Annotated in this window: 14 protein-coding genes; 5 read left to right on the top strand and 9 right to left on the bottom strand. The window is 43.6% G+C overall.

The window, feature by feature from the left end; all coding sequences use genetic code 11:
• Positions 1 to 178: 178 nt before the first annotated feature.
• Entirely contained in the window at positions 179 to 340 is a 162-nt protein-coding gene (locus G6053_RS18440) for a hypothetical protein (protein WP_165307784.1), read from the bottom strand.
• Between the two features lie 212 nt (positions 341 to 552).
• Between G6053_RS18440 and G6053_RS18435 the strand changes: the two genes are divergently transcribed.
• Positions 553 to 828: an efflux RND transporter periplasmic adaptor subunit gene (locus G6053_RS18435; RefSeq protein ID WP_165307782.1), complete on the top strand. Its 276-nt coding sequence runs from the start codon at positions 553 to 555 to the stop codon at positions 826 to 828.
• A gap of 66 nt (positions 829 to 894) precedes the next feature.
• Here G6053_RS18435 and G6053_RS18430 read toward each other — a convergent pair whose 3' ends face one another.
• The 7 genes from G6053_RS18430 to G6053_RS18400 all read right to left on the bottom strand — a co-directional run bounded on the left by G6053_RS18430 (position 895) and on the right by G6053_RS18400 (position 10,264).
• Positions 895 to 2,034: a hypothetical protein gene (locus tag G6053_RS18430; protein ID WP_165307780.1), complete on the bottom strand. Its 1,140-nt coding sequence runs from the start codon at positions 2,032 to 2,034 to the stop codon at positions 895 to 897.
• Positions 2,035 to 2,075: 41 nt separating this feature from the next.
• A complete protein-coding gene (locus tag G6053_RS18425; protein ID WP_165307778.1) occupies positions 2,076 to 2,846 on the bottom strand; it encodes a LytTR family DNA-binding domain-containing protein in 771 nt (256 codons plus the stop codon).
• Between the two features lie 17 nt (positions 2,847 to 2,863).
• Entirely contained in the window at positions 2,864 to 3,907 is a 1,044-nt protein-coding gene (locus G6053_RS18420; protein ID WP_165307776.1) for a histidine kinase, read from the bottom strand.
• Between the two features lie 78 nt (positions 3,908 to 3,985).
• Positions 3,986 to 4,603 carry an outer membrane beta-barrel protein gene (locus G6053_RS18415; RefSeq protein ID WP_165307774.1) on the bottom strand — a complete coding sequence of 206 codons (618 nt, stop codon included), beginning with the start codon at positions 4,601 to 4,603 and terminating at the stop codon, positions 3,986 to 3,988.
• 69 nt (positions 4,604 to 4,672) lie between these two features.
• Complete coding sequence (locus G6053_RS18410; RefSeq protein WP_165307772.1) at positions 4,673 to 6,019, bottom strand: TolC family protein; 1,347 nt, start codon at positions 6,017 to 6,019, stop codon at positions 4,673 to 4,675.
• Complete coding sequence (locus G6053_RS18405; protein WP_165307770.1) at positions 6,009 to 9,128, bottom strand: efflux RND transporter permease subunit; 3,120 nt, start codon at positions 9,126 to 9,128, stop codon at positions 6,009 to 6,011. Before G6053_RS18405 ends, G6053_RS18410 begins: the two co-directional genes overlap by 11 nt.
• A 74-nt stretch (positions 9,129 to 9,202) precedes the next feature.
• On the bottom strand, positions 9,203 to 10,264 hold the full coding sequence (locus G6053_RS18400; RefSeq protein WP_165307768.1) for an efflux RND transporter periplasmic adaptor subunit: 1,062 nt from the start codon (positions 10,262 to 10,264) through the stop codon (positions 9,203 to 9,205).
• 317 nt (positions 10,265 to 10,581) lie between these two features.
• Here G6053_RS18400 and G6053_RS18395 point away from each other — a divergent pair, with 317 nt between their 5' ends.
• Positions 10,582 to 10,839 (top strand): hypothetical protein, encoded by a 258-nt coding sequence (locus G6053_RS18395; protein WP_165307766.1) that lies wholly within the window; start codon positions 10,582 to 10,584, stop codon positions 10,837 to 10,839.
• Positions 10,840 to 11,088: 249 nt separating this feature from the next.
• Here the strand turns inward: G6053_RS18395 and G6053_RS18390 are convergent, their stop codons facing one another.
• Positions 11,089 to 11,976, bottom strand: coding sequence for a LysR family transcriptional regulator (locus G6053_RS18390; RefSeq protein ID WP_165307764.1), 888 nt, complete (start codon positions 11,974 to 11,976; stop codon positions 11,089 to 11,091).
• Between the two features lie 75 nt (positions 11,977 to 12,051).
• On the opposite strand from G6053_RS18390, the gene G6053_RS18385 reads away from it, so the two are divergent.
• The 3 genes from G6053_RS18385 to G6053_RS18375 are packed head-to-tail and all read left to right on the top strand — an operon-like array spanning position 12,052 to position 14,053.
• Positions 12,052 to 12,720: an NAD(P)H-dependent oxidoreductase gene (locus tag G6053_RS18385; RefSeq protein WP_241254763.1), complete on the top strand. Its 669-nt coding sequence runs from the start codon at positions 12,052 to 12,054 to the stop codon at positions 12,718 to 12,720.
• On the top strand, positions 12,717 to 13,004 hold the full coding sequence (locus tag G6053_RS18380) for a putative quinol monooxygenase (protein ID WP_165307762.1): 288 nt from the start codon (positions 12,717 to 12,719) through the stop codon (positions 13,002 to 13,004). Before G6053_RS18385 ends, G6053_RS18380 begins: the two co-directional genes overlap by 4 nt.
• Positions 13,001 to 14,053 carry an SDR family oxidoreductase gene (locus G6053_RS18375; RefSeq protein WP_165307760.1) on the top strand — a complete coding sequence of 351 codons (1,053 nt, stop codon included), beginning with the start codon at positions 13,001 to 13,003 and terminating at the stop codon, positions 14,051 to 14,053. Before G6053_RS18380 ends, G6053_RS18375 begins: the two co-directional genes overlap by 4 nt.
• The last annotated feature ends 365 nt before the right edge of the window (positions 14,054 to 14,418 follow it).

Here is a 14,418-nt window from a genome sequence, read left to right as displayed (position 1 = left end):
AGCTGCCTAAAAAAGCCTGCAAGAAATTACTATTGGGAAAGGAGCGGTGTTTACCATCAAATCTGCTGACAGGTTTTACAAATGTTTTAGCACACCATTAGCACTATATATTTATTTGAATTAGTCATGTGGGTTAGCTTCTAGTTTTTCCAGCGCGGCATAGGCTTCATTATCCTTGCTATCGTTTGATCTCACAGATTCCTTTCTTAAACTGCACCTCGTTGATCAGTGCGATCTTGGGCCATTCCACAGCCGGCTTGCCCACCCAGCTTGCCCTTTGCTGGGCAAAGCACCCCAGCGAAAGAGACATCAGAAACTGAAATAATAAGTTTGCCTTCATACAAACATTATCTTTTATGGGTACATCTGTTCGTTTACAACAACCAGACTTAAATTGTTTTTTCATTTTTGTTTCAAATTGAAAGCTAATAATATTCAAAAAAGATTCATAAAAAAGGGTAACAATCCACCTGCAGGCCTCCATTTTCTTTCAGCCTGCCATCTAGAGAATAAAGTTGAATAAAATAAAGGAGATGGGAAAATAACCGGGGATTGCGTATTAATCCGGGTATGCTCGCACAGGTGAAAATTCCGTGCCAGGATTCCCGTGAAGTAATCCAGATTCCGATAGAATGTATCATTAGTGACCACGCAAATACAAGTTTCATCGATGTTATAGATAATTCAACCAAGGGATCCTCTAAAGGTGGAGTCAGCCTGGGAAGAATATTGGGCTATCACATTGAATTTCTTTCCGGTCTCAAGGCACGAGACCGGAAAGAAATTCAATGTGGCCGCGTACCTATACAAAAAATGGAACAAAATTGAGCCTAAAAATGCATGGCAGTAACTACAAGATATGTTGAAAAAGGCCGTTAAAAAAATGATCCTATTCTATCCATGTATATGCGGAGGAGAGTAAAATTCTTTCCTATAGATCCGATACCGTTTATACTGCCTGCCTTTTATAGCGATGATGGCATTATTAATGAGGTGGTTGTCTTCCAGCGTCCAGGATGCTTCTGCGTATTCCAATTGTTTCTCCCGATACTTATTAATGATGGTTGCATAGAAACAGGCTTCGATGCCCATTTTGCGATACCCGTCAATTACACCGAGCAATAAGATCCTTATTCCCTTGATTTTCTTTCTGTTCAGTAGGATCTTTAGCAGCCCCGTAGGAAATAATCTTCCTCTCTTAACTTTTTGCAGAACCTGGTTAAAATCTGGAATAGCCAATGCAAAGCCCACTATCTTCCCGTCCTGCTCGGCGATCTGGCAAAAATCGGGATCAAGGATCATTTTAAGTTCACGGCCGATATGGTCAAATTCATTATCGGTCATGGGCACAAAGCCGGTGTTTTTATCCCAAGCCTTATTATACACTTCCCTTAAACTGATCGCTTCCTGTTTAAAATTCTTCATATCAATCTTCCGAATGGTTATACGACTGCGTTCCAGCCTCGCTGTCAGTTGCCCAAGAAGCCTGACTGATTTATCGTTATAACCTTCCGCTTCAAAGCGAAATGCCAGCAAGTCCAGCTTCTTAACGAAACCACTCTCTTCAAGCAGATGTTGATAATAGGGTGCATTGTAGGGCATCATAACTACGGGAGGCGATTGAAAGCCTTCTACCAGCAGTCCGCATGTTTCATTGAACGAAAAATTTACGGGACCGATCATACAGGTTGCTCCCCTTTCTTTAAGCCATTGGTGGGCAGCATCAAAAAGCAACTCAGCGACCTGTTTATCATTAACACAGTCAAAAAAACCGAAAAAGCCGTCTGTGCACTGATTATACTGGTTATGGTTATTATTAAGAATGGCTGTTATGCGGCCTAAAACCTTCCTCCCGCGATAAGCTAAAAAACATTGTACGGAAGAATGTTCATGGAAAGGGTGCTTAGTGAAGAGCTCACGCTGCGCGATGAAAAGTTCCGGTATATAGTAAGCGTCATCTTTATATAGATCGTGGGGAAAGTCAATAAATGCTTTTAATTCCTTTTTTTGCGTAACGGATGTGATCCGGATCATAGTCTTTGTTTTTTAGCGAGTGGGTACGATTAAATATGATGTTAATATCCGTTGGAGTGGTCCAACCATTTTTTAAGCTGGCCAGACTTTTCCCGGCTTAAGGTAACCGGACCGTGAACCGCCGGGGCCAGTTCGATCTTGACCTGCCCGTTAAAGGACTGGTAGATCGTTCCTATAGCGTTCAATGAAACAATGATCTGACGGCTCACGCGGAAGAAAGCCTCGGGATTGAGTTCTTTTTCCAGCATTTCAAGCGATTGGTCGGTTACAAATTGCCGGGAGTCGCGGGTAATCAGAAAGGTTACTCTATTTTCGGAGATGAAATAAGCTATTTCATCTACGGTGAGCAGCACAAAACGATCGCGGTATGTAATCAAAAATCGGGAACGGTAAATAGGTTTTTTTACCTGCATGCTTTTTACCAGCTCCATGAGGCTTTCCTGATCGCCGAGGCCTCGGAGTAATAGCGCTCTCGATGTACTTTTTTCCAACTTATCTGCTTCCAGGGGTTTCAGTAAATAGTCCACCCCGTTCACTTCAAATGCTTTGAGCGCGTAGTCATCGTATGCGGTAATGAATATAACGGGCGCTGTGATCGTTACATGATTAAAAATCTCAAAACTTAACCCATCGGTCAACATGATATCCATGTAAATGATATCAGGTTGTTCGTTTGAACGTAACCAAGTGATAGCATCTTTTACCGTTTGAAGGCTTTTGATAACAAATATGTTCCATTTCGAGTCGAGAAGCATTTTTTCGAGTCTCTCTATGTTCGGAAGTTCGTCTTCGATAATTAAAGCGCTGGGCATGACAATTTTTGTTAAGATTATTCCACGATTATTAAGGGTATTTCTACCCGGAATAGATGGTCATTTTCAACGATCACCGGTTCCGGTTGATGTAGGAGGTGATACCTTTCCTGAATGTTCCTGATACCCACCTGTGTGCCATCTTCTTTTTCCGCTTTCGGTGATCGATTGTTTTCCACTACCATCAGGTTTTCCTTCGGAAAGTCGATGTGGATATACAGTGGTGAATCGATGCTGAATACATTATGCTTGATGGCATTTTCAATGAGCAACTGTAAGGTAAGCGGAGGGAGTCCAAACCGAGCCATAGCACTACGGTGCTCGATATTGACTTTGATGCTGTTTCCATACCTGATTTCGTACAAGAACAGGTACGCCTCTATAAATTCCAGCTCTTTCTGGAGCGATATGGTATGCTCTGTCCGGTTTGCCAGCATGTAACGGTAAATGGAAGAGAGTTTGGTCACATAAAGGGTTGCTGTATCGGGCCTGCGGTCGATCAGGGCGGTAACGGTGCTGAGGTTATTGAAAAGAAAGTGGGGATCAAGCTGCAATTTGAGTGCTTCCAGCTGTGCCTTCGTACTATGCTGCTCCATTTCCATCGATCTCAACCTGGCGTCCGTCCACCGGTAAAAAAAATGTTCGGCAGCAAAGATCGCTGTGGTCATTAGGGTAAAGATGATTCCCACGATGATTGTTTGCCTTGTCAGCAGGTCATCATAGCCGAAACGTGAGGGAAAATCGATGGAGAAGAACAAGCGGATCAATAGGTAGAGGACACTTACCTGAACCACGAGCTGTATAGTGAAGCGACTTAGAAAATGGCGTTCCCAGCTATAGAACATATTGATGAGTTTATTGAGCTGAATACCGGTTTCAAACAAGGCGGCCGCGAATATGGTACAGAAGGTGAACTCCAGGAAGAAGTCCATCGCTACGTAAAACTTCCAACTGTTATAAGTCCGTTCAAACGGATTGAGCAGAATGAAAATCAGGTATAGCAGCAAACCGAAGGAAGGGTAGCCGTATAATCTGAATAACTTATAGCCTTTTTTATTCATGTGCTAATATAATAAATAAAGAATCATTTGACCTGCCCGTTCCGTTATAGAGCGGCCGCAGGGTGGTACTGAAACGGATTACAGTGGTGCTTTTATGCCGATAAGAGCGCTGATTCCGGATAGATGGGTCGCTGAATTTTTCGGAATATCCGGAATGGTGGCAGCCTGTCCTTCGAGGAAGAGGATAAAGGTCTTTGACAACCTATAGTTGAGGCCTGCACCTGCTATGACCTGCAGGTGGGTTCCAGATAGGGTTCTGTAATTGACCATGTTCTGTTCGGGGTCATAGAAAGCCGTTGGTGCATCTATAAAGGATGCACCCGCGCCGGCAAAGACATAGGGCTGCAGTCTTCGGAAACTGCGCTGATATCCGAACACCAACCCGAGGTTGGTGCTATTTGCTTTGGCGCTGATATCCGAATTTATTGTTGGAAAGGTGCTCCGATACTTAAAATCGACGGTTGTTTGCCCGAACTGGAGCCTGGTAAAGAAATGCTCGCGATAGTTAAGCTGCAGGGTGGTTATCGCATTTGAGCCGATGGCCGTTTTACTATCTTTAACCTGATCAAATGGAATGAAGACGCCAACCGACCCTCCGAAATCCAATGACCATTTACGAACTGGGAAATCACTAGCGTCTTGCGCTTTCGCACAGATACTGCTAAAGAGCAAGGCAATTAAAAGATTGTTTTTCATTTGTTTTGTTTTTATGGGTGCAGCTTTATTTTGCTGGATTGTTTAAGGTGTTTATGATAATATGGGCTACTACTTGCCGCCGGTTAAATTTCTAAGTTCTGCCAGGGCTAGTAAATTGGATAGTTTTGCCGTATACAGCTCTGCCTCTGCTTCTGCGAGCTCTGATTTTCGCGCAAGCAATGTTGTTTTTATATCCATTCCGGCAACTTGTTTGTCCTGTTCCTCTTTCAGGGCATCGCTTCGGTAGCTAACCAATTTTTTTGCCGTTTCGATAAGGACATCGCTTTGTTTTACCTTTCTCCATGCTTTATCAATGCCGGAAGTTACCTGTTGCCTGATGTAGGCTACAGACTCTTCTGCCTGCTTCAGCTGGAACATCCGTTGATTTTTCACCTGCCTGTTGGAAAAAAGGTCCTGTAGGTTCCATCTCAAACTGAGCCCGACATATGGACTGCTGCCCGGTAATATTGGATTACCGTGCTGAAGATTATAACCCGCTATTATTCCCAGATCGGGCAGGTTGCTCTCACTGGCCGCTTTTATCCCCAGGCTGGCTTTTTCCCGGTTTAGGCGTGCTATCGCTATCTCCGGGTTCTTTTCGGCAGCGCGCTTGTACACATCGACAGGTTGAAGGGCTGTTGAGTCAGGTTCGATCTCGCTAAGCTTTAATGTGCCTGCATCCAGATTGGTAAGCTCACTTAGGTCACTTAAATAATCCTGCAATTGCATGGAAAGCTTTAAAATATGCTGCTTCTCATAGGCAACTCCCGCCCGCAGGCCCGAAATATTTGCTACCGTTGTTTTTCCTGCTGCTAAGGTACCTTCTGCATCTTGGAGCTTCGCTTTGGTCATCTCCAGCTTGGCTCCGGCACTTTCGGTTTGTTTTTGGGTGATCATGGCAGCATAATACAGCTGCTCAATGGCCAACTCCACCTGAAGCGTGGCTTTTTCTTTTTCTTTTTGCCCCAGCTGTATATCGGTTTTATCAATTGCCAGCCCTGTATTTATCTTGAACTGCTGTGTTAGAGGCTGGTAAATACCGAAGCCAACAGCATACATACCCTTTTCTCCAACACGAAACTTACTGTCTGTTGCCGGTAAGGGTTGCGTAGTCCCATTTCCGGTCGGTACTGAACCGAGGGTGCCTGCAGGAATTACAAAATCGGGCAGTGTAAAGTTATACTGATAGCTTCCGTCAAGCGTAGCTGTGGGATAACGTTTTATTTCATCTTCTTTGAGCTTGCTCATCTTTTCCTGCACCTGGTAATCTTTTATCGTGAGCATCCTGTTGTTCTTTTTTGCCGCTTCAACAAGTTGTCGTAAAGAATATTCCCTGCTTGATTGAGCGGAGAGCCGAAATGAGCCGAAAAACAGAATGGAAAGTACCAACAGCGTGGTGGTTATATTAGGCTTCATGCTGTATACTTGTTTTATATTTACGGATAAGGTCTTTCTTGTCATCTTTTTTAATCATTGCTATGTACATCACAGGTACGGTTAACAGGGCCATGATCATGCTCCAGATCACACCAAAGGCCAATACGCTCGCTAATGGAGCCCACATAGGTGATTTGGAAATAATCATGGGAAGTACGCCAACTGCTGCCGCCATTGCGGTAAGAAAAATTGGGCGCAAGCGCCGCTGGGCCGCTGTAATGGCCGCGGTTTTGATGTCTATACCATCTTTAAGTAGAATATTAGTATAGTCGACGAGTATAATGGCGTTACGCACTACAATGCCCGATAGCGATATGAGTCCTATAAAAGCAGTGAAGCTGAAGTTGTTGCCGGTAAGGGCCAGCCCCAATATGGCTCCAAACAAACTCAATGGAATGGTTGCCATAATAATGAGCGCCTCTTTTATGTTTTTAAACTGAAATAGCAGAATCAGAAATATCAGGATGAGACTGATGGACAATGCTGCCACCATATCACTTTCTACCTCTTCTTTTCCGCCTTCTTCACCACCGTATTCTATTCGGCAACCACTGGGTAATTTCAATTTTTCTACTGCTGGTTTTATTGCTGCAAGTAATTCGGCCGGCAGCACATTTGGCATGACTTCACTTTGCACGGTGAGTGTTTTCACTCCGTTTCGGTGCATTATTTTACCGCTCTGCCATTGCGGTCTTAAATCGGCCAGTTGCCTTAAGGGTACCTCGGCATTGGTTAGTGGCGAATGGAGGTACACGTTTTGGAGGTCTGATGTGTTTCGGCGTGCGGCTGGTTCTAGGCGGAATACGATATTGATAGGATTATTACCTTCATATATGGTAGATATTGGCATTCCGCTAAATCCTGTGTAAATAGTTTGTGCGATGCCTTCAGTGGTAAAGCCCAATCGTCTGGCTTCTTCTTTGGGACTTATCTGAATGCCGTAATAATCTTCTGCGAAATCGGTTCGCACCTTGCGGCTGCTCTTTGCGTTTTTTATAATAGTTGTTACCTGCGCGGCGATCGTTTTCAGTTGCGCAACTTCTTCACCTATTATACGCACTTCTACCGGCGCTTTTAAGTCGTTACCCTGCTGCATTAATTTAACAAAGAAGGTACCATCAGGCGCAAGCCTATTAACCTTATCGCCAAGCTCTTCTGCCAGCGCTTCGGTGGTTTCGGTGCTGGTGGTATTAACGAGTATCAATGCATAGTTACTGGCGGGTACTTCGGGCGAGAAATTGTAGTAAAATCTCGGAGCCGATGTGCCTGTGAAGGTTGCATAGGAGGTCACTCTTTTATCTCCCTTAATGAGTTGTTCTGCCTTTAAAATGGCAGCATTGGTTTTTTCAAGCTTGGTACCGGTGGGCATCCACAATTCTACGACGAACTGATTGCGCTCGGCGGCGGGAAAGAAGAGTTCCCGTACACCTAACTTAAAGACGAGGCCCGTTAGCAGCAGAAATGCAACACTGGTAAGGATGGTAAGTCTGGGATGCTTCACACACCAGTTGAGTGCCGTATTATAGCCGGCTTGCATATAGCCCAAAACCGACTTTCTTTCTTTTTTTGAGCCGTTCCCTTCCGTATCATCAGTATGTTGGTGTAAGCCCTTTTTTATAAATGTATAACATAGCAAAGGCGTGAGAAACAGGGCGACAAAGTAGGATGCGATAAGGGCTACGGCAACGGTGATGGGCAAGGTAAAAATGAACTCACCCGTGGAGCCCTTTATGAGCACCATCGGAACAAAGGAGGCGATGATGGTAATGGTGGCGGCAAGCACCGGTATGAGAAGATCATGTGCGCTTCGCCAGGCAGCCGTCCAGCGTTGCACACCTTCATCCAGCAACTCGACATAATTGTCTGCAATAACAATAGCGTCATCCACCACCATTCCCAATACCAAGATGAGGCCGGCAAGCGATACCTGGTGAAGCTCAATACCCAATGCGTTCAGGATGGCAAAGGTTAATGCTACGGTCATGGGAATGGCCATGGCTGCCACCGAGGCGATGCGGAAAGGGAGCAAAAGGATCACCACTACAATAACGGCTACGATGGCCAGGAAAAATTCTTTGATAAAGTGGGAGATGTTTTGGTTTACCAGCTTAGGTTGGGATACCAGTGTCGTAATTTTTATATCTGAAGGGATAAGCTTTCGTGCCTCTTCAATCTTTTTGTCTACTTCCTTTCCAAAATCTACGATATTATTGCCTTCGTGCATCTGTATGGCCAGCAGTATTGCCTTATTTCCATTTACGGTAATGATACTCTCCGGTTCGGTGTAATCTCTTTTTAAGGAGGCAACATCGCCGAGTTTTACTGGAGAGCCGTTGGTGGAGGTACCTATAATCTGACCAGCTAGCTGCGTTTCTGTGAGAAAATATCCCTCACTGTACAAAGGTGTTTTATTGCGGTCTGTTTTAATCTCACCACTGGCACCGAGACTATTTTGCGCTTGTAATACACTCAAAACCTGGTTGATGCCAAAGCCATATTGGGCGAGTTTGCCTGATGTAGATGATACGACGACTTCTTCTGTCTGATCGCCAATACGCTTAACTTTTGAAACCTCTTTAAGGGTTCTTACTTGCTCCTCTATCTTTTGTGTATAGTTTCTAAGTTCCGCATAGCTCGCCTTGTCGCTCTCCAAAGCCATCACAATAGCCTCCGTGTCTCCAAAGTCCGAATCTACCATTAGTCCGCTCACCCCCGGAGGCATTTCAACTTCTTTGGATACCAATAGCCTGTGTCTCAATTTATTCCAGAATATTTCCGGCTGTTTTACATTTTCTTCGAGTTCTACATTGATTACCGTCATGCCATCTTTTGAAGCGGAATAGGTTTTCGTTTTGTCTACTTCCTCGTATTGAAAGAGATATTGTTCCAGTTTTTTTGTCACCTGCTCTTCAACCTGGGTTGAAGAGGCACCTGGAAACTGGGCTATTACCAAACCCGTCCGAATGGTTATTTTTGGGTCTTCGCGACGCGGCATATTTAAGAGCGACTCTATACCTACCGCAAATAACATCAGCAGGACGGCCAGTGTAAGCTGCTTGTATTTCAGTGCTGCTTCTATAAAATTCATAGTATTGATGTGTTTTCTGTTGGTCCTTATATTTTAAGATCTGTTTGGATGGCTCAAGACAATCGCTGGAGAAACTATTTTGAGAATTTTATTGGTGAGCCGTCCGAAAGCTTCGTTTGGCCGGAGATAACTACTGTCTCACCAAGTGACAGGCCCGACAGAATTTCTATTTTGTTGGCAATTATTTCGCCTAGACTTACCGGACGCTTGAAAGCCTTTTGGGACGTTTTATCAACCACATAAACGTAGCGCTGATTGCCCAGATCATTCATGATACACTCGAGCGGCAGTTGGATACTTTTCTTTTGATCCTTCCCGCCAATAATAGCCTGGGCAATCATTCCGGGACGTATCAACAATTGATCATTGTTTACCGTAATTTTTATCATAAAAGACCTTGAAGTTGCATCGGCCAACGATCCAACTTCAGTTATTTTTCCGTCGAAGCTCTTATTGATCGCGGCTATTGCAACCTTGGCTGCTTGCCCGAGATGCAGGCCGTTAAGTTCGTTTTCGGGTACGAAAGCGATCACCGTAACCTGTTTAATATCAGATACTACAAAAAGTGGTGTGCCGGCCGATATGATTTCGCCCACCTCTGCTTCTTTACTTAAAAGCACGCCACTGATAGGTGCGTATAAGCGGGTATCGCTTAGGTTCTTTGCCTCGAGCTTCTGTTGTAATTGCGACCTTTGGAAGGAAGCGGTCATTTTTGAAAAATCACTTGCGCTGAGGCTGCCTCTGTCGTGCAGGTATTTTAATCGTTGGTATTCGTCTTTGGCTTCGTTTACCTGCACATCTGCAAGCTGTTTATTCAACGCGTAATTGGTAGCGTCTAAGGTTGCAATGAGCTGCCCTTTGGAAACAAATTGGCCCACCTTTATTGATATACCGTTTATCTTTCCTGGCACCATAAATCCGGCTTTGACAGTGGTCATTCCTTCAATGCTTCCACTAAGGGCAATATCGTCAGCCGTTGTGTTTTCTTCTACTCTTGCTACATCAACGGATATGGCCCCATCAGTTTCTCCATGGGATGGAGCTTTTTTGCTATTGCATGCTACTAAAAATAATAGGCTCGCTATGCCTATCGGAATACTTCTCAAGAAGTGCCTCTTTATTGTTTTGAATTCCATTTTTCATTCTATTTACAGCAAAGGTGCAAGCGGCGGTTGTCATATTTTTTTTAGAGATACTGACCTGCCAGAAATGGCGACTGAGATGACATGGAGAGTGCGCGAGTTAGTAAGAGGGGGAGGGGAATATAGGTGATAGCCGGTGCATTGTTGCTGCCGGTACTCCGGAGTGGTTTCCACTGGAAGGGGGATGCGAAGGAGTAGATCGTGGAAGTATCTTGGTTTTTTTGGGTATATAGAGTATAGCTATTTTCAGGATGGGGTGTTTTATCAACAGGGAGCCCGGCCATAACTACCGGGTATAAGCGAGGATGGTCGTGTCAGAAACTCCGCCACAAGATGGACCCGCATACCATTTTGACTTCATCAAAATAATAAACAGTGAAAGATATGAGGGGAATGAGGTTTTTGATATAGCACTGATCCAATCTCACGAGCCGGGAGGGCCAACCATCATGCTCGGAAAACGTAATGGCTCTTATGATTTTATTCCCGAAAAGATTACACTTAATTACACAAATCAGTCTGTTCATGACAAGTTGGGAAATAGCTTCGGATGCAGATTACCTCTGTGAAAACTGGTAAAAACCCGGTATTCTGTCAGATGTAAGTGGACCGCTATCAAAGTTACTGTAACGTATGACACGGATAACTTCGGGAAGTCCTATCTGCTATCACATGTTGAGTTTATTGGAGCGGATTGATAGGCAGTATTTTTTGATTCCACATCAGGAGGGGGGGGCTGAACATTAAGGTTGATTGTTTGGATCAACCTTTTAATCCATGTTTTTATTTTTTCTTTTAAACCGAACCTTAATAAGAAGTTACCGAAGCTCATCAACCAGCATTTTCTCTATCAAATCTATCTCATTCATAAACAAGGACTGTTTCCGTTTGCAGAAATATAATGTATTCTCGATAGGTTTATAGCCTTCCCAGATTTTCAGGATTTTATGATCATCCATCGCTTCCCGGCACAGGAAATCAGGTAAAATAGCAAGACCGTTTCCTTCCGAAAGGCACCTGATAATGGAAAACTTGTTTGGCACGATATAATTGGGGACGAAACTGGGGCGTTCACCGAAATTGTTTTCCCAAAACAGGTTCAGAACCCCCATATCTGCTGCAGTGCTATACCACAGCTGCGATTTCATCCAGTCCTTCATAATGCCCTTATCCTGTAGCTGAAATCCTGAAATATCCGTGTTCCTGCCCGCTACAAGTATCAACCGCTCTACGGTATAAGGCCTGTCCAGCAAGTGATTTCCCTGCCTTGTCGAAGTGGTCAATATCAGATCAGCAGAACCATTTTCCAACGATTGTATCAATTGTTCGTTGCTGCCAAACTGCATGATTAAATTAAAGTTCAGGCGAGGTATATGTTTTTCCAGAACCTGTTGGAATGTTTCTACGCACATTCCAACACTTACGGTTGCCCTGTCTTTGCCCGATTTCCGTTGAAAGCGGGTTTCAATATCTTCCAGACAGAGCAGAGAGTCCAACATTTGCTGATAAAGTAGCTTGCCTTTTTCAGTCGGTATCATTTTCCGTGTGGTACGTTCAAACAGCGGAAAGCCGGTATAAACTTCCAACGCATTCAGGTGCAGGCCCACGCCGGGCTGTGAAATGTAAAGTTGTTTTGCCGCACCGCTCATTGTGCCTGTTTCATATATCGCCCGAAATGTTCTGAACCATTCAAGATTTGCTTGCATTATAATAAAAATTATAGTGGGGTCAAATTTACATTATTTTTATTAGAGTCAAAAACAAAATAATTTTGAACCAATATGAAGAGAAAACGAATGACAAAAATATTCATCATCAATGGTGGGCAGCACTTTGCCCATTCGGGCGGAAAATTCAATAAAACGCTTTTAGAACTTGATAAAACATTTTTCATACAAGAAAATGGATTTGAGTTAAAAATTACGGACATAAACGAAAGCTATGAACCATCCGCGGAAGTTGAAAAATATGTTTGGGCAGACGTAATTATCTGCCATTTTCCCGTATGGTGGTTTTCTATGCCGTATAGGTTGAAAGAGTATGTGGACAAGGTTTTTACCGCAGGGCACAGAAATGGAATGTTTTACAGCGACGGACGGAAAAGTGAAAATCCCGGAATAAATTATGGAACGGGCGGTACAATGCAGGGCAGAAAATATATGGCTGTTACCTCATGGAACGCACCCGAAACAGCTTTTACGCTTCCCAACGAATTTTTCAACCAGCGAAGTGTGGACGATGGCGTGCTGTTCGGTTTCCACAGAATGAATGCTTTTCTGTCGCTTGAACGAATTGACGGTATACACTTTCATGATCTGGAAAAAAACGTTACACAGGAAAGGGTGGACCGATACAAAGATGCATACGTAATGCATTTGGAAAAAGTCTTTGAAACGGAGTTTTCGTCCCCTAAAGAAATCAAGTTATCATCCCAAAAAATAGAACAATGAAAATTTATCTGACAGCAATTATAAAAAACAGACCCGAACACACTGCAGAAGTAGTACAGGTGCTTGAAAATATGGTAATACAAACAAGAAAAGAATCCGCCTGCCTCCAATATGACCTGCACCGGAGCATCGACGACAAAAACCTGTTCGTGTTCTATGAAATATGGGAGAACCAACAAGGATTGAACCTGCACAACCAGCAGCCCTATATCAAGGATTTCGGACAGTTGGCAGACGAAAAATTACAGGAGAAACCAGGTATTTATCTATTGGAAAAAAAATGAAAAAAACAGCATTGATAATAGGAGGCAACGGGATTATCGGACGGAATCTTGCATTGCATCTTGAAACTACCCAGCAATGGGATGTAATTGTTAGTTCCCATTCGCCATTAAGGTATCAGATCAGGGGAAAGTTTGTCCAAATGGATCTGAACAATCCAGACAGTTTAAAAGAAAATGAAGCAAAACTAAAAAGTGTTACCCACATATTCTATGCAGCCTATGTGGAAAAGAAATCGTTGACTGAACAGGTTGCAGCCAATATGGCTTTGCTGCAAAACCTGATGAACGATGCGGAAGAACTACTGCCCAACTTTGTACATATTACATTCATTCAGGGTGGGAAAGCTTATGGTGCACATCTCGGAATGTACAGAACACCTGCAAAAGAAACCGACCTGCGTTGCTTTCCGCCCAATTTTTATTACGATCAGGAAGATTATTTAAGAGAAAAAAGCAAGGGTAGAAATTGGAACTGGACAGCCATCCGCCCCGATATGGTCATTGGCTATACGGTCAATAATCCGATGAACCTCGGCAACCTGATTGCCGTATATGCCTGCCTATGCAAAGAGCTGAACGTTCCTTTTCGTTTTCCGGGGAGCCCGAAGGCGTATGAGGTATTGGTAAATGTTACCGGAACGGAAGTATTGAGCAAAAGTATGGAATGGGTAGCAACGGCAGACAATACCCGGAACGAAATCTTCAACATCACCAACGGGGATATTTTCAGGTGGAAAGATGCCTGGCAGAGGTTTGCCGAGTTTTTTGAAATCCCTTATGCAGAACCGCAAAAGTTTCCGCTTACAGATTATATGGCAGATAAGGCAGCATTGTGGGAAACAATGGTGAAAAAATACGGACTACAGCAGCACACACTTGACCAACTGGTGCAATGGGCTTTCGGGGATTTCATCTTCGGTACGGAATGTGATGCCTTTTTCGATGTAAACAAAGCGAGAAGATATGGTTTTCAGGAAATGTATCTCGACAGCATTGAACAGATGATTGCATATTTTCAGACCTTAAAGGACAATAAAATAATACCTTAAAAAACACAATATACAAGAGATGAAAGCAATCGTAATAAATAATTTTGGAACGCCGAAGGATACCTTTGAAACCATAGATTATCCTATCCCAACATTCCATCCTTTCCGGCAATCCTTCATGGAGATGTTTCTGGGATAGTGGAAAAAATAGGAGCCAATGTCAGGGGATTTCAGGTAGGGGACCATGTTTACGGTTGTGTAGGTGGGATAATCGGCATCAACGGGGCTTTGGCCGGATACACCAAAACGGATTATAGGTTATTATCTAAAATGCCCGGTAACCTGAATTCTATTTGTTATACACACATACAATTTACGTAATGAGGGCTTCAGACCTGAACCTATTATGCAAATTTACAAAAAAA

The sequence above is a fragment of the Sphingobacterium sp. DR205 genome, from assembly GCF_011064245.1.
GTDB classification, from domain to species: Bacteria; Bacteroidota; Bacteroidia; order Sphingobacteriales; family Sphingobacteriaceae; genus Sphingobacterium; species Sphingobacterium athyrii.
Note: the sequence above shows the minus strand (reverse complement) of the source record. Positions and strands in the feature narration are given on the sequence as shown.

Bases quoted from the DNA above. Each gene is read 5' to 3' on its own strand.
- G6053_RS18440 (WP_165307784.1), bottom strand. From the start codon at position 340: ATGAAGGCAAACTTATTATTTCAGTTTCTGATGTCTCTTTCGCTGGGG.
- G6053_RS18430 (WP_165307780.1), bottom strand. From the start codon at position 2,034: ATGATCCGGATCACATCCGTTACGCAAAAAAAGGAATTAAAAGCATTT.
- G6053_RS18425 (WP_165307778.1), bottom strand. From the start codon at position 2,846: ATGCCCAGCGCTTTAATTATCGAAGACGAACTTCCGAACATAGAGAGA.
- G6053_RS18420 (WP_165307776.1), bottom strand. From the start codon at position 3,907: ATGAATAAAAAAGGCTATAAGTTATTCAGATTATACGGCTACCCTTCC.
- G6053_RS18415 (WP_165307774.1), bottom strand. From the start codon at position 4,603: ATGAAAAACAATCTTTTAATTGCCTTGCTCTTTAGCAGTATCTGTGCG.
- G6053_RS18410 (WP_165307772.1), bottom strand. From the start codon at position 6,019: ATGAAGCCTAATATAACCACCACGCTGTTGGTACTTTCCATTCTGTTT.
- G6053_RS18405 (WP_165307770.1), bottom strand. From the start codon at position 9,128: ATGAATTTTATAGAAGCAGCACTGAAATACAAGCAGCTTACACTGGCC.
- G6053_RS18400 (WP_165307768.1), bottom strand. From the start codon at position 10,264: ATGGAATTCAAAACAATAAAGAGGCACTTCTTGAGAAGTATTCCGATA.
- G6053_RS18390 (WP_165307764.1), bottom strand. From the start codon at position 11,976: ATGCAAGCAAATCTTGAATGGTTCAGAACATTTCGGGCGATATATGAA.
- G6053_RS18385 (WP_241254763.1), top strand. From the start codon at position 12,052: ATGAAGAGAAAACGAATGACAAAAATATTCATCATCAATGGTGGGCAG.
- G6053_RS18380 (WP_165307762.1), top strand. From the start codon at position 12,717: ATGAAAATTTATCTGACAGCAATTATAAAAAACAGACCCGAACACACT.
- G6053_RS18375 (WP_165307760.1), top strand. From the start codon at position 13,001: ATGAAAAAAACAGCATTGATAATAGGAGGCAACGGGATTATCGGACGG.